The sequence below is a fragment of the Paenibacillus sp. p3-SID867 genome, from assembly GCF_025142895.1.
Lineage (GTDB): Bacteria > Bacillota > Bacilli > Paenibacillales > Paenibacillaceae > Paenibacillus_AQ.
In genome coordinates this window covers 1-18,616 of record NZ_JAMBDM010000032.1, presented here as the reverse complement: position 1 = coordinate 18,616, position 18,616 = coordinate 1, and the positions used below count along the sequence as shown (strand labels likewise).

The 18,616-nt window shown below is 53.2% G+C and carries 15 protein-coding genes; 13 read left to right on the top strand and 2 right to left on the bottom strand.

Annotated elements, in window-relative coordinates:
• Positions 1-137: 137 nt before the first annotated feature.
• The 7 genes from argC (at position 138) to argH (ending at position 8,695) form a co-directional block, all read left to right on the top strand.
• A complete protein-coding gene (argC, locus tag M4D81_RS32730; RefSeq protein WP_260069444.1) occupies positions 138-1,193 on the top strand; it encodes an N-acetyl-gamma-glutamyl-phosphate reductase in 1,056 nt (351 codons plus the stop codon).
• A gap of 18 nt (positions 1,194-1,211) precedes the next feature.
• Complete coding sequence (gene argJ / locus M4D81_RS32725) at positions 1,212-2,438, top strand: bifunctional glutamate N-acetyltransferase/amino-acid acetyltransferase ArgJ (protein ID WP_260069443.1); 1,227 nt, start codon at positions 1,212-1,214, stop codon at positions 2,436-2,438.
• Positions 2,439-2,473: 35 nt separating this feature from the next.
• Positions 2,474-3,310, top strand: a complete 837-nt coding sequence (argB, locus tag M4D81_RS32720) for an acetylglutamate kinase (protein WP_260069442.1) — start codon at positions 2,474-2,476, stop codon at positions 3,308-3,310.
• 263 nt (positions 3,311-3,573) lie between these two features.
• Positions 3,574-4,794 carry an acetylornithine transaminase gene (locus M4D81_RS32715; RefSeq protein WP_260069441.1) on the top strand — a complete coding sequence of 407 codons (1,221 nt, stop codon included), beginning with the start codon at positions 3,574-3,576 and terminating at the stop codon, positions 4,792-4,794.
• 58 nt (positions 4,795-4,852) lie between these two features.
• Complete coding sequence (gene argF, locus M4D81_RS32710) at positions 4,853-5,809, top strand: ornithine carbamoyltransferase (protein ID WP_194539898.1); 957 nt, start codon at positions 4,853-4,855, stop codon at positions 5,807-5,809.
• 106 nt (positions 5,810-5,915) lie between these two features.
• Entirely contained in the window at positions 5,916-7,148 is a 1,233-nt protein-coding gene (locus M4D81_RS32705) for an argininosuccinate synthase (RefSeq protein WP_260069440.1), read from the top strand.
• Positions 7,149-7,279: 131 nt separating this feature from the next.
• Entirely contained in the window at positions 7,280-8,695 is a 1,416-nt protein-coding gene (gene argH, locus M4D81_RS32700) for an argininosuccinate lyase (protein WP_260069439.1), read from the top strand.
• A 187-nt stretch (positions 8,696-8,882) separates the two neighbouring features.
• Here argH and M4D81_RS32695 read toward each other — a convergent pair whose 3' ends face one another.
• The gene (locus tag M4D81_RS32695) at positions 8,883-9,656 is read right to left on the bottom strand and encodes an alpha/beta hydrolase (protein WP_194539896.1); all 774 of its coding nucleotides are present in this window, start codon (positions 9,654-9,656) and stop codon (positions 8,883-8,885) included.
• Between the two features lie 402 nt (positions 9,657-10,058).
• Between M4D81_RS32695 and M4D81_RS32690 the strand changes: the two genes are divergently transcribed.
• Positions 10,059-10,787 carry a DUF2807 domain-containing protein gene (locus M4D81_RS32690; RefSeq protein WP_260069438.1) on the top strand — a complete coding sequence of 243 codons (729 nt, stop codon included), beginning with the start codon at positions 10,059-10,061 and terminating at the stop codon, positions 10,785-10,787.
• Between the two features lie 283 nt (positions 10,788-11,070).
• On the opposite strand, the gene M4D81_RS32685 is transcribed toward M4D81_RS32690, so the two are convergent.
• Positions 11,071-12,507: a VanW family protein gene (locus tag M4D81_RS32685; RefSeq protein WP_260069437.1), complete on the bottom strand. Its 1,437-nt coding sequence runs from the start codon at positions 12,505-12,507 to the stop codon at positions 11,071-11,073.
• 206 nt (positions 12,508-12,713) lie between these two features.
• On the opposite strand from M4D81_RS32685, the gene ftsE reads away from it, so the two are divergent.
• From ftsE to M4D81_RS32660, 5 genes are all read left to right on the top strand, one after another.
• A complete protein-coding gene (gene ftsE / locus M4D81_RS32680; protein ID WP_071219774.1) occupies positions 12,714-13,400 on the top strand; it encodes a cell division ATP-binding protein FtsE in 687 nt (228 codons plus the stop codon).
• Entirely contained in the window at positions 13,390-14,298 is a 909-nt protein-coding gene (gene ftsX / locus M4D81_RS32675) for a permease-like cell division protein FtsX (protein WP_071219773.1), read from the top strand. The genes ftsE and ftsX overlap by 11 nt, the downstream gene beginning before the upstream one ends.
• Before the next feature lie 27 nt (positions 14,299-14,325).
• Entirely contained in the window at positions 14,326-15,594 is a 1,269-nt protein-coding gene (locus M4D81_RS32670; protein ID WP_260069436.1) for a murein hydrolase activator EnvC family protein, read from the top strand.
• Between the two features lie 132 nt (positions 15,595-15,726).
• Positions 15,727-17,196 (top strand): S41 family peptidase, encoded by a 1,470-nt coding sequence (locus M4D81_RS32665; RefSeq protein WP_260069435.1) that lies wholly within the window; start codon positions 15,727-15,729, stop codon positions 17,194-17,196.
• 93 nt (positions 17,197-17,289) lie between these two features.
• The gene (locus tag M4D81_RS32660; protein ID WP_260069434.1) at positions 17,290-18,612 is read left to right on the top strand and encodes a PDZ domain-containing protein; all 1,323 of its coding nucleotides are present in this window, start codon (positions 17,290-17,292) and stop codon (positions 18,610-18,612) included.
• Positions 18,613-18,616 lie beyond the last annotated feature (4 nt).

Below are 18,616 nucleotides of genomic sequence, written 5' to 3'. Positions count from 1 at the left end.
ATGATGAGGATAGCATCAGCGCAGCGTGATCGATCGGGTGAAGGAAACGGATGAGCATGGAGTACAGATGAAGGATGGATGAATGGGACCTTGCATAAGGTCCTTCAGCTGTTCCTTGGGGAGAGGGATGAGGAGAAATGACGGACACAAACATAGTAAAAGTAGCTATTGTAGGATCTACCGGCTATGGTGGCGTGGAACTGATCCGGCTGCTGCAAGCACACCCGCGCGTTGAGATTACATCGGTAATCTCGTCCTCAACTGCAGGGGTACCGATCACGGACGGTTTTCCGCATTTGACAAATATCATGACCCAGAACCTGGATGGTGTTAACCCAGCGGAAATCGCTGAGGTGGCAGACCTCGTGTTCGCGGCCACGCCTTCGGGGGTCAGTGCCAAGCTGGTGCCGGAGCTGCTGGATGCAGGCCTGAAGGTCATTGATCTGTCGGGAGATTTTCGCTTAAAAGACGGGGCAGCGTATGAACAGTGGTATAAGCATACGGCTCCGAGTGCGGAACTATTAGAGAAAGCCGTATACGGTCTATGCGAAGTGTTTGGCGAAGAGGTCCGCGATGTCGATTTCATCTCCAATCCGGGCTGCTATCCGACAGCGACGCTGCTCGGGCTGATTCCGGCTATCAGCGCGGGATGGATTGATGCCTCTTCCCTTATTATCGATGCCAAATCCGGTGTGTCCGGTGCAGGCCGGGGAACGAGTTTGATGACGCATTATGCCGAGATCAATGAGAACTTCAAAGCCTATAAGGTGAATAAACACCAGCATATTCCCGAGGTTGAGCAGGTATTGACTCAGGTAGCGGGCGAACCGATTACCGTTACCTTTACCACCCATTTGGTGCCGATGACGCGGGGAATCATGACCACCATGTATGCCACGCTGAATGGTCCATACACGGAAGAGGATTTCATTGAACTGTATCGCCAGTATTTCAAGGATCGCAAGTTTGTGAGAATCCGGGACTTGGGCGTATGGCCTGCGACAAAAGAAGTCAGCGGGTCCAATTACTGCGACATCGGATTCGCGGTGGATGCGCGTACGAACAGAGTGACCATTATATCGGTCATTGACAATGTGGTGAAGGGTGCGGCCGGTCAGGCAATCCAGAACCTGAATTTGATGATGGGATGGGAGGAGAGCCTCGGACTTACGTTTACGCCGATTTATCCGTAAGCGGCTGGGGATACAGACATGGGAGAGAATATGTTTGCGATTATTGACGGGGGCAGCATCGTAACGCCGCAAGGCTTCAAGGCTGCCGGACTCCACTGTGGACTTAAGAAGACCGACCGTAACGATCTGGGCGTCATTGTATGTGACGTACCTGCCGTGGCGGCAGCTGTATATACGACGAATCTGTTTCAAGCGGCACCGCTGAAGGTGACGCGTGAAAGCCTGCAGGACGGCAAGCTTCGTGCGATTGTCGTGAACAGCGGGAATGCCAATGCCTGTACGGGTAAGCAGGGTGAAGAGGATGCTTACACGATGCGTGCTAATACGGCTGCGCAATTCGGCCTGGATGAGAACGATGTGGCCGTCGCCTCAACGGGAGTCATCGGGGAACTGTTGAAGATGGACCGCGTTTCTTCGGGGATCGCCGGCCTGCCTGCACGACTCAGCGGCGGAAGCGAAGGGGCTGAGAGCTTCAGCCAAGCGATTTTGACAACCGATCTCGTGAAAAAAGAAGCCTGCGTGACCGTTCAAGTTAACGGTACGAAGGTGACTATCGCCGGAACAGCGAAGGGGTCGGGGATGATTCATCCGAACATGGCGACCATGCTCGGATTTATGACGACAGATGCGGTCATTGGTCAGGAAGCGCTGCAGCTGCTGCTGCGCCAAACGACCAATCTGACCTTTAATATGATTACGGTGGATGGCGATACAAGCACCAACGATATGCTGGTAGCGATGGCTAGCGGCATAGCGGGGCACGACATGCTTTCGCCGGAGCACCCGGATTGGGATGCATTCGCAGCTGGCTTCCATTATGTTTGCCAGCAGCTGGCGAAGGCGATCGCGCGTGACGGAGAGGGAGCTTCCCGCCTGATCGAGGTTCGCGTGGACGGTGCTGAAAGCGATGATGACGCGCAAGCGATTGCCAAGACGATCATTGGCTCCAGCCTGGTCAAATCCGCCGTATTCGGCGCAGATGCCAACTGGGGACGCATTATTGCGGCTGTCGGCCGTGCGGGCCGTCTGGTTAATCCGGAGACGGTCGATATTGCCATAGGCCCGATTTCGGTGCTGGAGCAGTCAAGACCCGTTGCTTTTGACGAGGATGCGGCTCTGGTTTACCTTCAGGGAGACACCGTGGATATTGACGTGAAGCTGCATATCGGAAATGGCTCGGCTACGGCCTGGGGCTGTGATTTAACTTATGATTATGTCCGCATTAATGCGGCTTATCGTACTTAGATAATCAAACATTCAGTAGGACGGAGGAGACGGATATGAAGAGCACGATCGATCAAAAGGTTACGCTGCCGGTTCAAACATCAGGTGCGGATACGTTCGTGATGAAATGCGGCGGTAGTACGCTCGCGGCCCTTCCTGACAGCTTCTTCGAGGATTTGAAGAATCTGCAGCAAAAGGGAGTTAATCCCGTTATCGTTCATGGTGGCGGACCCGCGATCTCCGGCAATCTGGAGAAGCTTGGCATCGAGACCGAGTTCGTGAACGGACTGCGCAAGACGACGGAGGATGTGCTGGACGTTGTGGAGATGGTGCTTGCGGGCACCATCAATAAGCAGATCGTACGACGGATTCAAAGCGTAGGCGGCTCTGCCATCGGTTTATCCGGCTCGGACGGCGGGCTGATCGAGGCCAAACCGGTGACGAACCACGCGGAAGTTGGCTGGGTCGGCGACGTTACGTTTGTGAAGTCGTCCATCCTGAGCGGCGTGCTGGAGATGGGCTACATGCCGGTGGTTGCACCGATCGGGGTGGATCAATCCGGTCAGCGCTACAATATCAATGCCGATACGGCGGCGGGTGCCGTGGCTTCTCATCTGGGCGTAAACCGGATGATCGTTGTCACTGACGTACCTGGAATTATGAAAGGATCGGGCGGCGAGAAGCGGGTGCTTCCAACCGTGACGGTTCAGGAGATCGAGGATATGATCGGGACAGGCGAAATCTACGGCGGCATGATACCGAAGGTCAGAGCGGCCATCAGCTGCATTCACGGCAAGGTGAGCGAGGTTGTCATCGTGGACGGAAGCGAGCCGAATGTACTGAGCCGAGTGCTTGGAGGCGAAGTGCTGGGTACGCGCATCGTGCGGATGTAGTAAGACACGGTTTGATATTCAAACCGCAACTATATGAAAACTTCAACGGAGAAGGCGGAATCATTCCGGAGAAGCGAAGCGGGCCCCTTTGTCCACGGAATTTATCCTTGTTTAGATGATTCCATAAAAATCTGTGGGCAACAGGGATCGGAGGAATGATCCGAATTCGCAGTGCTGGTTAAGCTTAATAGATATTCATATCGTAGGACGGTTCAAACGTGAAACACGAAGCTATGCCAAATGCAAAGGAGTGTGTGAAGGTTATGGGAAAAGAAACAGCAGCAGGCGGTGTTAAAGCAGCGAATGAAAGCTCGTTGTTCCAGACATACGCCAGATATCCAATCGCCCTGGTCAAAGGGGAAGGAAGCTGGTTATGGGACGCTCAAGGCAACAAATATCTTGATTTTATGGCGGGCCTGGCGGTAACGAATCTCGGCCATGCCCCGGTAAAAGTGAAAGAGAAGCTGAAGTCCCAGCTGGATGAATTGTGGCATGTCTCGAACCTGTTCCACATTCCGGGTCAGGAAAAAGCAGCCGAGTTGCTGACAGCGAACACCTGCGCGGATGCGGTATTCTTCTGCAACAGTGGGGCGGAAGCGAACGAAGCGGCCATTAAGCTGGCGCGCCGCTACCATCAGAAGGTGAAGGGAACGGGGCGCTACGAGGTCATTACGTTTACGCAGTCCTTCCATGGACGGACGCTGGCTACGCTGACGGCCACCGGCCAGGATAAGGTAAAGGAAGGTTTCCTTCCGCTTCCGGCAGGCTTCAAGAGCGTTCCGCTGCATGACCTTCCGGCACTGGAATCGGCCATTAACGATAACACCGCTGCGATCATGATCGAAATGGTGCAGGCGGAAGGCGGCGTTCATCCGGTAGAGCCGGAGTTCCTTCAAGCCGTCACCGAGCTGTGTAAGAAGCATGGAGTGCTGCTGATCGTGGACGAGGTGCAGACGGGCATGGGCCGGACCGGGAAGCTGTTTGCCCATGAGCATTACGGCATCGAGCCGGATATCTTTACCGTAGCCAAAGGGCTCGGCTCCGGGTTCCCGGTCGGCGCGATGCTGGGCAAAGCTTACTTGCGCGAAGCCTTCACGGCAGGAAGCCATGCGACGACGTTTGGCGGCACGCCGATTGCAAGTGCCGTCATCCAGGCCACCATCGAGACGATGCTGGAGGACAACGTGCCGCAGCGCGCAGCCGAAGCCGGAGAATATTTGATGACAAAGCTGAATGAGAGCCTGGGCAATCATCCTTTTGTGAAGGCGATCCGGGGGAAAGGCCTGCTGATCGGCATCGAATGCGTTGAGCCGATTGGCGAGCTGGTGCTGAAAGGGCAGAGCCGCGGGCTGCTGTTCGTAACGGCAGGACCGAATGTGATCCGGCTGCTTCCGAATCTGTACGTCACGAAACAAGAGATCGACCAGGCGGTATCGATTGTTACGGAACTTATACATGAGCATACGGCGGTTAGCCAAGCATAGAAGAATCGTGTTGCAGCATTTTGGACAATAACAGCATGGTTAAGGAGGACTGGAGAATATGGCCACTAGCGGACAAGTGAAGGAATTAAGCCTGAAAGGGCGGGATATGATCGAGCTGGACGAATACTCGACGGAAGAGATTCAGTTCTTGCTCGATTCGGCAATTGAGATCAAACGCAAGCAGAAGAACGGCGAAGTCTATCAGCCGCTGAAAGGCAAGACGATCGGATTGATTTTTGAGAAGTCGTCCACGCGGACGCGGGTTTCATTCGAGGCTGGGATGTTCCAGCTGGGCGGACATGCACTCTTTTTAAGCAAAAACGATATCCAGCTCGGACGCGGCGAGCCGATCAGCGATACGGCGCAGGTGATGTCCCGTTATCTGGACGGCCTGATGATTCGTACCTTCGGGCACGACAACGTGGTCAACCTGGCGAAATATGCCTCCATTCCGGTTATCAACGGCCTGAGCGACATGGCGCATCCATGTCAGGTGCTGGCCGATTTGCAGACCGTGCTGGAGCACAAGGGCAAGCTGAAAGGTCTCAAAATGGCCTTTATCGGCGATGGCAACAACATGGCGCATTCGCTTCTGATTGGCGGTGCCAAGATGGGCATGCATGTAGCCGTGGCCAGTCCGAAGGGCTATGAGGCGGATGCCAGCATCGTGAAGCTGAGCGAGGAAATCGCGGCGCAAACGGGTGGCAAAATTACGATTACGCAAGATCCGATCGAAGCCGCGAAGGATGCGGACGTGATCTATACGGATGTATGGGCAAGCATGGGCTTTGAAGAGGAGCAGGCACAGCGAGAGGCTGCGTTTGCGGACTACCAGGTGAATGAGGAGCTGGTGAAGGCGGCGAAGCCGGATTACTTGTTCCTGCATTGCCTCCCGGCCCATCGGGGCGAAGAGGTCAGCGAAGGAGTGATCGACGGTGCCAACTCCGTCATTTTTGATCAGGCCGAGAACCGTCTCCATGCCCAGAAGGCTTTGATGGTTGCTTTGATGGCTTAGAGCCAGTCAATTGCAGCGAACATTCTCTATGAAAATGCGTCAATGGACGTTATCTTTAGTATAATGAACGACAGGGTTGTTAGTAACAAAGAGAGGGAGTTTAACGATGGCAAAACAAAAAATCGTGCTGGCGTATTCCGGTGGCCTGGATACGTCCGTTATTCTGAAATGGCTGAAAGAAACTTACGATGCGGAGATCATTGCTTTCACGGCCGATATCGGCCAGAAGGAAGAGCTGGACGGACTTGAGGAAAAAGCGCTGGCGACCGGCGCCTCCAAAGTATACATCGATGATCTGCGCGATGAATTTGCGAATGATTTCATCTATCCGATGTTCCAGGCGGGTGCTATGTACGAAGGGCAGTACCTGCTCGGGACCAGCATCGCGCGTCCATTGATTGCCAAGCGCATGGTGGATATCGCTCGTGCCGAAGGCGCGACGGCGATTGCGCACGGCGCTACGGGCAAAGGGAACGACCAGGTTCGTTTTGAGCTGGGCGTAGCCGGCTTGGCACCGGACATTGAAGTAATCGCGCCTTGGCGCATCGAGGAGTTCCGTAACTCCTTCCCGGGTCGGGCAGAGATGATCGCTTACGCGGAAGCCCATGGCATTCCGGTAACGGCATCTGCAGCCAAATCCTACTCCATGGACCGCAACCTGCTCCATATCAGTTATGAGAGCGGCGTGCTGGAGGATCCTTGGTTCGACGCAAGCGCGGAGGACAGCAAGGATATGTACCTGCTCAGCGTATCTCCTGAGGATGCGCCGGATGAGGCGGAGTACCTCGAGCTTACGTTTGAGCAAGGGAATGTTGTTGCGCTGAACGGCGAATCGATGAGCCCGCTGCAAGTGATGGAGAAGCTGAACGAGCTGGGCGGCAAGCACGGCATCGGTCGCGTGGATATGGTAGAGAACCGTTTCGTTGGCATGAAGAGCCGCGGTGTCTACGAGACGCCGGGTGGAACGATCCTGTTCACCGCTCATCGCAAAATGGAATCCATCACGATGGACCGCGAAGTGATGAACCTGCGCGACAGCCTGATTACCCGTTACAGCACCTTGGTTTATAACGGCTTCTGGTTTGCGCCGGAGCGACTGGCACTGCAGGCGCTGGTAACCGAAAGTCAGAAGAACGTAACCGGTACGGTGCGCGTGAAGCTGTACAAAGGCAACATTATCGGCGCAGGCGTGAAGAGTCCGGTCAGTCTGTACAACCCGGATATCGCTACGATGGAAGCCGATCCAACGCAAGCTTATGATCAGGGCGATGCGACCGGCTTTATCCGCTTGAACGCACTGCGTTTGAAAGTGGCAACCGGCGTGAACCAGAATCAATAAGTGTACAATAATGAACAGGCTGAAGGCCGTTTTCATGCAAGGGAGCTTCGTTGATTCTCGCGTAACCGGGATCAATGGGACTTCTTAAGCGGGAAGCGGCCCTCTGCCTTAAACAGAGAGGGGCAAGTGTTGTGAGCAAGTTATGGGGCGGACGCTTTACGAAGCAGACCAACGCATTGGTAGAGGAATATACGGCATCCATCGGTTTTGATAAGCAGCTGGCTGAGGAGGATATCCAGGGAAGCCTTGCGCATGTGTCCATGCTGGGCAAATGCGGCATCGTGCCGGCCGAAGACGTGGAGACGATCAAGGCTGGCTTGAACAAGGTGCTGGAGCGCATCCGTGAGGGCAGCATCGAGTTCTCCGTTTCGGATGAGGATATCCATATGAACATCGAGAAGAATCTGATCGAGGAAATCGGACCTGTCGGCGGCAAGCTCCACACAGGACGCAGCCGTAACGATCAAGTGGCTACGGATATGCATCTGTATTTGCGTAACCGCGTGGTGGCGCTGACCGGCATGCTGCATGAGCTGCAAACCGCATTAATCGGGCAAGCCAAGGATAATCTGGATACAATTATTCCGGGGTATACGCATCTGCAGCGTGCTCAGCCGATTCTGTTTGCGCATCATCTGATGGCTTACGTGTCCATGTTCCAGCGGGATATCGACCGTCTGATCGACAGCTATAAGCGCATTAATGTGTTGCCGCTCGGGGCAGGCGCGCTTGCGGGGACGACGTTCCCGATCGACCGCCATTTCGTGGCGGAGCAGCTTGGGTTTGACGGCGTTTACGAGAACAGTCTGGATGCGGTCAGCGACCGCGACTTCATTCTGGAATTCCTCTCGGATGCTTCCATCATCATGATGCACTTGTCCCGCTTGAGCGAGGAGCTGGTGCTCTGGAGCAGCACGGAGTTCAGCTTCATCGAGCTGGATGATGCGTTCTGTACGGGCAGCAGCATAATGCCGCAGAAGAAGAATCCGGATGTACCTGAGCTGGTCCGCGGCAAAACCGGACGGGTATACGGCAACCTGATGGGTCTGCTCACCGTGCTGAAGTCGCTGCCGCTTGCTTATAACAAGGATATGCAGGAAGATAAAGAGGGCATGTTCGATACGGTGGCTACACTGGAAGGTGCATTGCAGCTGTTTGCTCCGATGATTGCCACGATGAAGGTCAACAAAGGCCGCATGCGTGAAGCGGTGAATACCGACTTCTCCAACGCAACCGACATCGCGGACTTCCTGGTTGGCAAAGGGCTTCCTTTCCGTCAAGCGCATGAAGTGATCGGCAAGACCGTATTGTACTGCATCCAGAACAACAAGTATCTGCTGGACCTGACGCTGGATGAGTTCAAGCAGTTCTCGGAGCTGTTCGACGACTCCATTTATGGTGTGCTTCAACCCGAGACGGTAGTCAATGCGCGTAACGTTTACGGCGGCACGGCAACCGAGCAGGTGAAGGCGGCCATTGACCGCAGCGTGCGGACGCTTCAGGTTACGGAAGAATGGCTGGGTCTCCGTCAAGGGAATGTAGAGTAACGATACAGAAATCGCAAGCGTGAAAAAATAGAGGTGGACCGGCAAACGCTACATTTGCCGATCCACCTTTTTTAAGATATCAAAAAAGTATGAACGAATCGCAGGGGCGGTGTCCTCCATTGCATGCGGATAAACCGAACAGCGGGACAACTGCTGCCCGTAGGATGGGCATGCATATCTGGATTCATCAGGCTTTCAACGGAAGCCACTTCAACACATCCTGAATGTGAGTATCCCAATATCCCCAATCATGGCCGCCTGGGCCTTCCAGATAGGTGAGATCGAGGGAGGTTTCTTCGCAGGCCTTGCGGAACGCTTGATTGTCTTCATAGAGGAAGTCTTCGGTTCCGCAGCATTGATACAGCAGCGGCTTAGGCCCCTCTGATCGATCGACTTCCTGAAGCAGCCACAGCAGGTCGTTGTCGGTGCCGGTAATATCTTGATCTCCGTAGACTAATTGATGTTCAAACAAGGCCTCATTCCTCCGGACATGACCCGCCATATCGAGCGCGCCCGATAAACTGGCGGCTGCGGCAAAGGCTTCGGGACAGCGAAGGGCCAGTTTGAAAGCCCCGTATCCGCCCATGGACAAGCCAGCGACGAAGTTATCTTCTCTCGCGTGGGATAACGGGAAGAAGGAACGGGCAATGGCTGGCAGCTCCTGGCTGATGAAGGTCCAGTATTTGCCGCCGTATTCCATGTCCGTATAGAAGCTGCGGTGCACCTGCGGCATAACGACGGCAATGCCCATCTCGGCCACATAGCGTTCGATGGAGGTTCTGCGCAACCAGATGGAATCGTCGTCGGACAGGCCGTGCAGCAGGAAGAGCGTCGGATGCAGCCCCTTTTTGGCATGATTGGTCATACCGATCTGCGAAGAGGTTTGCTGAGGGAGAATAACGGTCATGGACGTGCTGAGACCGAGTACCTCCGAGTAGAAGTGACATTGCATAAGAGCCATGTTATGTATCCCCTTTCACTTTTGTAAATGTGAGATCGAAAAGACGAGTCTATTTAAATCATATCACAATCAATCTCCCTTCCTCCAAGCAAATCTGAACCAACTTCTGCGGGCGTGAACGGATGTACAGTCTGCTGCGTTTGGCCACCTCGCTAATCCTCGGGGATATAAAGGCGGCTCGGGCCGGAATCGAAATGGATAGGATAAGCTGCATACATCGTCTCGGTCTTGAGACCGAGGCGAAGTTCAGCCATCGGACTGTTCTATGATGAGCGGGGTTGTGGTATCTTAGAGGGAGATTATGGCTCCACCTGGTGGAGGATGGACATTTAGTAAGGTAATTGTTGTGATGAAGCCGTTTAGATATAGATAGTGATTACTTTGTGAATATGGAGGATACTCATGATACCACATGACGACAAGCTATCCGATCTGAAGATTACGGGCACCGGAAGTTCAAGCGGCGGCCAATACGACAAGGTACGCATTGACGGTGCCGGGCAGATAAATGGAGATCTGGATTGCCGGGAATTGATAGGCAATGGAACGATGAGCGTCAATGGCGCCGTCGCTGCGCGTACGATTCGCGTGAACGGTTCGGGAACCATTAAGGGGGCCGTGGAGTCTGAGGAGCTGAATGTAGCCGGCAGCCTGAGCTTGAAGGAAGGATTGCGCAGCCGATCCATCTACATCGGGGGGCATTGCAGCGTTCACGGAGATTCCGAATCGAAGAAGCTTGAGGTTACCGGACACCTGAGAAGCCATGGTGACGTGCGGAGTGAATTCGCCACGTTCCAGGGAGGCTTTAAGATCGATGGCCGCCTGCATGTTGGAACAGCGGATATCCGGGTATTGGGTCGCTGCCTTGCACAGGAAATCGTTGGAGACCGAATAACGGTTCGCAAAAAAGGGAAGAGGCTCTGGGAAATGCTGTCCCTGTCTTTAAAGGGAACGCGTCTGGAGGCTCGTATTATTGAAGGCGACGTCCTTGATCTCGAGCATGTCGAAGCTGATATCGTCCGCGGTAATCGGGTGATCCTAGGCAAAGGCTGCGAGATTCGGCAAGTGGAGTACAGAGATGAACTGTCACAGCATCCGGAAGCCGAGGTCAGAGCGTCCAGGCGGTTTTAAGGGTGGAAACGATCCCCACGTTCAGGCCTTAGGCCGAACAGGTGGAATATACCGAGGCTTTCAGCGCAGATGCCATGGCAGAAGTCGGGACCTTTTATAAAATTGATGTTTTACACTAAAATACGGCAAGGCAAACAGCCCGGATTCGCGGTTCTATTCGCGAATCCGGGCTGTTCCATGTTTCTACTATGTTCGGTATGACCAATGGAAGATCCTCAAGGGCTTTCGCCGCAGAACGGAACCGATAGAGTAGACGTCGATGTTTTCCATGTTATCTCCAGGTTTACGGTGCGCTGATACCGTCCTCAACCACTTCCTCTTTCGGTGTATCATTCGCTTCCGGCAGTTGGACCTCGCTTGTCGGATTGATGGCAACGATGCTGTTCTGGGGGCGATAGGTATCCTTGGATATTTTAACCTTCTCTACAACCTTGCCGTTTACTTTCTTGGTTCGGTAGGTTTCAACCACATAGCCTGGCTTCCCGTTCTGAACCACCTGCTTGAGTCCTGGCGGCAGCGAGTTATTGTGAATGACCTTCTCTGGTGACGGCAAGGTTTCAACGGTGGTGGACACAAGCTCATATTCCGTATTTTCCGGGAAGGTGCCAAACATCTTCAGCGTTAAATTACCGTGCGATACTTCCGATAAAATAAGCAGATGCTTTCCTGTATTGTTCCGGAAACGGAAATTGATCGCCCCTTCCGCGAAGGTGGCATCCTGCCCCTTCGGCAGGTAGCTGACCGGAAGGGAATGATTCCGCCTTTCGGTAATCTCCAGTCCGATCAGTAGGGCGGCATGATACACCGTGCTGGATACCTGGCAGATTCCGCCGCCGATTCCGGGGACCAGCTTGCCGTTCACGATGACAGGAGCTTCTTCAAAGCCGTATTCCCTTTTCGCGGTATCAATAATATGAGCATAATTGAATTCATCGCCGGGCTTCAGAATCATGCCGTCAACCGATTTGGCAGCGGCGGTCACGTTATGAACGCGTCCAGGCCCGCTGGATCCGAGACTGGTGGAGAATTCAACGATTTTGCGCTCAATCCCTTCATTCTGCAGCGATTTTACGGTAACGGGGGGCTTTTGACGGATGAGAGGCAGCGGAACCGTAATGATCTCATCTGGATTCGGCTCGGTGAAGTGAGACTCATTCGGAAGCACAGCGCTGAACCCTTCATAGAATGCCGGCCAATCGATGCGGTATGCCGTTTTCTCCGGAGTGTACCGGACAACATCATCTTCGGATATGCTCCGTACCGCATTGACGGGTTCCCCGAAGCGTTCCTTTTGCCAGTCTTCGCTCAGCCGCTTTTTTAACACATCGCGATCCCAGTCCGTGGATATATGCCATTCCAGCTGAAAGTTACGCCGGTAAAGAACTTGATCCCATAGTGATCCTTCGGACAACCTGGCGATAGCCTCCTGAAAATCGGCTGCGTTGAATTGAACTCCGGCCTCTCGAAGAGTGAAGCTTTCTGTGTGTCCCTTGAGCGCGTCCGATTGCAGCTTCACCTTCAACGCTGTCATCGCCTGCAGCCGTTGATCCAGCTCTGACAGCACCTCGTCTGATGGTTTACCGCCTACCTGCCAACCGGAGAGAACGACCCCCTTCGGAAGTTCCTTCTGGTTCACGTACATCGTCAATAGACCGAAGCCGACGGAGAGGAGAAGACCGAAACTGATGACAATGATGAGACCAAGATGAATTTTTTTCATTCGAAACCACCTTCTTAACTTCGTATTGGCCGCAGTTCATGCACTTGTTCATGTATATGTCACGGTGGGCTTAAACTTTCGGGTACTCAAAAGGTAACAAATTTGTTACAATAGACGATGTCGTGAGGATTTTTCATGGATTTTAAAGGAATTCGATGGAAACTGTCGAAAGTATAATGGCTAATTAAGGATTGGGAAGTGATGAAGTGATCGAAATGCAGGACGTATGGAAGACTTATCCGAACGGCGCTCATGCGCTTCAGGGAGTTTCCGTCAAAATCAATCGAAATGAATTCGTCTATGTTGTCGGACCGTCAGGTGCGGGCAAATCGACGTTTATGAAACTTATCTATAGAGAAGAAGTGCCTACCAAGGGGCAAATTTCCGTTAACGGATTTAATATTGGGAAGCTGAAGCAGCGCAAAATCCCCTATGTTCGCCGAAATATCGGGGTTATTTTTCAGGACTATCGTCTGCTGCCCAAGTTGACTGCTTACGAAAATGTAGCTTTTGCCATGGAGGTTATCGAAGCGCCGCAGCGTCTCATCAAGAGACGGGTCATGGAGGTGCTGGAGCTTGTGGGTCTGAAATCCAAGGCAAACCGCGAACCTTCCCAGCTCTCTGGCGGGGAGCAGCAGCGGATCGCAATCGCCAGAGCGATTGTGAACAACCCCTCCGTCATTATTGCGGACGAGCCTACAGGTAACCTGGATCCGGAAACCTCGTGGGGCATCATGCAGCTGCTGGATGAAATCAATTTCAGGGGAACGACCATCGTAATGGCTACCCACAACAGGGATATCGTGAACACCATGCGTAAACGCGTTCTTGCGATTGAGCACGGACAGATCGTCCGTGACCAGCAGAGAGGAGATTACGGGTATGAATTTTAGAACCTTCTTGCGGCACTTGCGGGAAGGGGCGAAGAGCGTTTTCCGGAACGGATGGATGTCGGTCGCATCCGTCACTTCCATCGTGGTGTCTTTGTTTATACTGGGCGTTTTCATGCTGTTAGTCATGAATGTGAACGCTTTAGCCGATAAAGCAGATAGCAATGTGCAAATCAACACGTACTTAAATCTCAACGTGGATGAAAAGCTGCGCGAGACCATTAAGGGTGAACTCGAGGCCATGCCGGAGGTCAGCGCCATCAAGTTCGTGTCCAAGGAAGAGGGCATGAAGGAGCTTGAGGAAAGCCTGGGCTCCGAATGGGTGGAAGGCTTCAGCGAGGCGGACCAGAATCCCCTACCGGATGCATTCGAGGTTTCCGTTATTGAACCGACCACGGTCGGTTTTGTTGCCGACAAGATTACTGCCCTGAACAAGAAGTATACGGAGGAGCCGATCCTGCGTGTCAAGTATGGGGAAGGCACGGTAGAAACCCTGTTCAAGATTACGAAGACGGTGCGGAATATCGGCTTTATTTTCGTAGCGGGACTCGGCTTGATGTCCATGTTCCTGATCTCGAACACCATTCGGGTTACGATTTTGGCCCGTCGCCGCGAGATCGGCATTATGAAGCTTGTCGGCGCGACCAACAACTTCATTCGTTGGCCGTTCTTCGTGGAAGGAGCTATGATCGGCCTGATGGGCTCCATTGTGACGGTCACGCTGTTGTTTGTAGGCTACAACCGCCTGTACGCCGCATCGCAAACGGATTTGACGTTAGCCAAAAGTTTAATCCCTCTAGGAGATTTGTGGCTGCCGATCGGCACCATTGTTGTTGGGCTGGGCATTGTCATTGGCATCTGGGGAAGCACCATGTCGATACGTAAATTTTTGAAAGTATAAAACAAGGTAAAGGATGGGGAGCGAAACTTGAAGAAGATCGCCGCAGGAGTAGCAGCCTTATTACTGGCCACTGTTATGATCCAACCGACCGTCGGACAAGCCGAGAAGAAGACTTCAGCCGATGTAGATCGAGAGCTGAGCGTGCTTCAGGAGCAGGTCAAGAAAGCTCGGGCGCAGAAGAACAAAGCAGCGGAAAATAAACAAGAAGCTCAGCATTACAAGAAGAAAACAACGAAGAATCTGAAATATGTGTTGGAGCAGATCAGCATCGTCAGCAATGAATTGACCAAAATCTCCATGAAGATCGAGGAGACAGAGGATCTGCTGAGAAAAACGACCAAGGAACTTGAAGCGGCGGAGGAGCGCATCGCCTCCCGAGAGAAGCTGTTGGAATCCCGAATTCGCCTCATCTATATGGATGGTCAAGTATCGTATCTGGATGTGCTGCTCTCCTCGACCAGCTTCAGCGATTTTATTGAGCGTGCGGATTCCTTGAAGACGATCGTTAACCAGGACCAGGATTTGCTGGTGGAGCATAAGCAGGACAAGCTGCTGGTCATTGACAAGAAGAAGGAACTTGAAGGACAGTATGCAACCGCCAAGGACCTGTATGGCCAAATGGAGGACCGCAAGAGCATCCTGAACGAGAAGGAACAGGAGAAGCGCGTACTACTGGCCCAGTATGATCAGGAAATTGAGGATGCGGAAATCTTGACCGAAGAGCAGGATAGAATGCTGGTTGCTCTGGCAAGCAAACGTTCGGATCTGCAGAAGGAAAAGAATAAGCTTGCGGCTGAGGAAGCTGCACGTAAAGCGGCGGCTGCCAAAGCGGCTGCGGCGAAAAGAGCCAAGGCGACCACCCTCGGCGGCAGTAAAGGCGGCGGGGGATATACAGGGAACGGCGGACCATTCGCCATTCCGGTCTCCGGGGCCAGACTGTCCTCCGGTTATGGGCCTCGGGTCCATCCGGTAACGGGTGAAGTCGGCAAGATGCATACAGGCCAGGATTTTGCCGTTCCGCAGGGAACTGAGATCCGCGCAGCCGAGAGCGGTACGGTCATTTTGGCCGAGTGGTGGAGCGGTTACGGAAACTGTGTTATTGTTGATCATGGGGGCGGCGTATGGACCTTGTATGGACATATCCGCAACGGCGGCATTAAAGTCAGCGAAGGCGACAAGGTGTCCAGAGGGCAGAAGATTGCCGAAGTAGGCTCCACGGGTCAGAGCACAGGACCGCATCTTCATTTTGAGGTTCGTGTCAATGGATCGCCGGTGAATCCTTCGCCTTATCTGTAACAGAATTTCATGACGTATACCATATAACCTTCAGACCGCTGTATAAATATTCCCGGCAAGCCAATCATATACTAGGTGGACGGGATTCCCCCGTGTGTGTAGCAGTTGAAACGTACAAAGGCGGTGAAGTACTTGCTGAAAAAACGAACGGCTGTCTTTCTGGTCATAGCTGCCATGATATGCGGCGTGCTGTTAACGATGGCTTTGACCCAGCTGCCCGCTCCCAGCCAGACTGGAGACGGTGAGGGGCTGCTGGCCAGTATAGCGAACAGGAATGGGCTGGAGCAGTCTGAAGCGAAAAAACTGGGGACAGCAATTGACCTCATCGAAAGCAATTATTACAAGGATATCGATCGGTCGAAACTGATCGACGGCGCCATCAACGGGATGATGGAAGCGCTGGAGGATCCATATTCCAACTATATGGGAAAAGAAACGGCAGCTCAGTTTGAAGAGAGCATCGAGGGCTCCTTCTCGGGGATTGGCGCGGAGGTGTCCTCTGTAGATGGCAGTGTGGTCGTTGTGTCTCCGATCAAGGGATCTCCTGCGGATAAAGCCGGCATTCGGGCGAAGGACACCATCCTTTCAGTCAATGGCGAATCCTTGCAGGGCCTTGAACTGAACGCGGCCGTCAACAAGATTCGTGGTCCGAAGGGCTCCAAGGCCGTCCTTCAGATCAAGCGTGCTGGCTCCGAGCAGCCGATCGAGTATGTTATCGTTCGTGATGACGTCGATCTGGAAACCGTATCGGCACGGATGGAGAAGGGCGGAATCGGCGTTATTGAGATCTCCCAATTCTCGCTGAATACAGGCGAACGCTTTAAGGAAGAACTCGAGAAACTGGAAAGCCAGGGCATGAAGGGACTGCTGATCGACGTCCGGAACAATCCAGGCGGCGTGCTGTCTGTTGTCATTGACATTGCAGAGCAGTTCGTACCTAAAGGCGAGTTGATCGTTCAGGTAGAGGATAAGAATAAGAAGCGGGAGAAGCATCCTTCGAACGGTGAGGCGAAATCCTATCCGATTACGGTGCTGATGAACAAGGGCAGCGCCAGCGCTTCCGAAATTTTGGCGGGCGCACTGCAGCAGTCGGCGGGAGCTACCTTGATGGGTGAGCATTCCTTCGGTAAAGGAACCGTGCAAACGAGCTTTGATAAGCAATTTGGCGATGGAAGCCTGCTCAAAGTTACGATTGCCAAATGGTTGACGCCAAACGGTACCTGGATCCATGAGAAGGGAATTGAGCCGGATATTCAGGTGTCACAGCCGGAATACTTTACCGTTGCACCGATCGATAAGAAGAAAACCTATACGTACGACACCAATAGCACGGATGTGAAGAACGCGCAGATCATGCTTGAAGCCGTTGGCTATAAGACTGGGCGTACCGATGGCTATTTCGACCGGAACACGGAGAAGGCGATCAAGAGCTTCCAGAGCAAGCACAAGCTGAAAGCGGACGGTATCCTTAACGGCGCCACAGCCGAGGCGTTGGAAGCCGCATTGATCGAGAAGATTCAAGATCCGAAAGAGGATAATCAAATGAATCGCGGAATTGCCGAGGTTCGGAAGGAAATCGCCGCTCAGGCGTCGAACAAGTAAGAAGGCTGAACGTTAGCCTTCTTTTTTTCTTTTAAGATATTAGAAAGTATAAGCTTTGAAGCGTCTTGAAGCTGAAAGGAGCGTGGCAAGCTGTTGGAGACATTGAAACAACTGCTTATGTATGGGATAGATGCAGGCATACAACTGCTGACGCAGCCCTTTTATTATATTTCGATTTTGTTTGTGATGCTGTTTTACCGAAGGCAGGTGCTGGTGGAGCGTAAGCTGTTCCATGTGAAGCTGCATTCCTGGGGGTTGCAGACATGGCGAACGTTTCTGGGCGGGCTGCTGGCAGGAATCGGCGTGTCCATCATTGTGGCCTTCCTGGGGATATCCTTAAGCCTGGAAGCCATTATATGCATATGGGTGACTTCCCTGATCCTGATGCTGTTTCATATCCGGTACTTATGCTTTGCCTATTCCATCGGCCTTCTTGGGATCATTCAGTTTGGATTAAGCTGGTTTCCGAATTGGCAGCCGGAAGGCTGGATCAGTCATGTAATCACAACGATTGTTGGATTGGACATTCCCGCGCTGCTGGCTTTATCCGCCGTCCTGCATTTTGCCGAAGCCTTGCTTGTCAGGATACAGGGTTCAGGTTTTGCTACACCGTTGTTCCTTGAAGGGAAGCGTGGCAAGCTCGTTGGCGGCTATCATATGCAGAGTTTCTGGCCGTTGCCCTTGTTCCTGCTTGTTCCGGCGGTAAGCGGAGGCAGCGTGCTGCCCTGGACGCCATTCTTCGGCGGTGATGCCTGGAGCACAGGTTTTACCATGATGGCGCTCCCGGTCGTGATCGGCTTCGGGGAAATGACGCAGAGCATGCTCCCGCAGGAGAAGGCAGGAATCACATCGAAGCGGCTCATATTCTACGGAGCGATTGTGCTGGCATTGAGCCTGCTTGCCGAGTGGTGGACACCGCTTACTATCGTGGCTGCACTAGCGGCATTACTGCTGCACGAGGGCTTGGTGTGGTATAGCCGTTATGAAGAGCAGCAGCGCAGTCCGATCTTTGTGCATCCGATTCGTGGACTACGCGTCCTCGCGGTGCTTCCGAATAGTCCGGCAAGCGAACTGGGCATTCTGGCCGGAGAGACGATTCTGAAGGTGAACGGTAAACTGATTCATAGCAAGGAACAGCTGCATAGCGCCCTTCGTCAGAATTCGGCCTTCTGTAAGCTGGAGGTTCAGAATCATCAAGGGGAGAGCAAGTTCCTGCAGCGTGCGATTTACGCGGGGGATCATCATCAGCTGGGAGCTATCGTGGCGCCTGATCCGAGAGATGGCATAGCGGTGAGATTGAAGCCGGTAAGCTTGATCACGCTGCTGGCGAATAAACTTCATATTCGCAGCAAGCGGGGTTCTTCCGGCAGCACGACGACCGGCGGTTCCGAAGAAACAGGTTTCCATTCCTCATGATAAC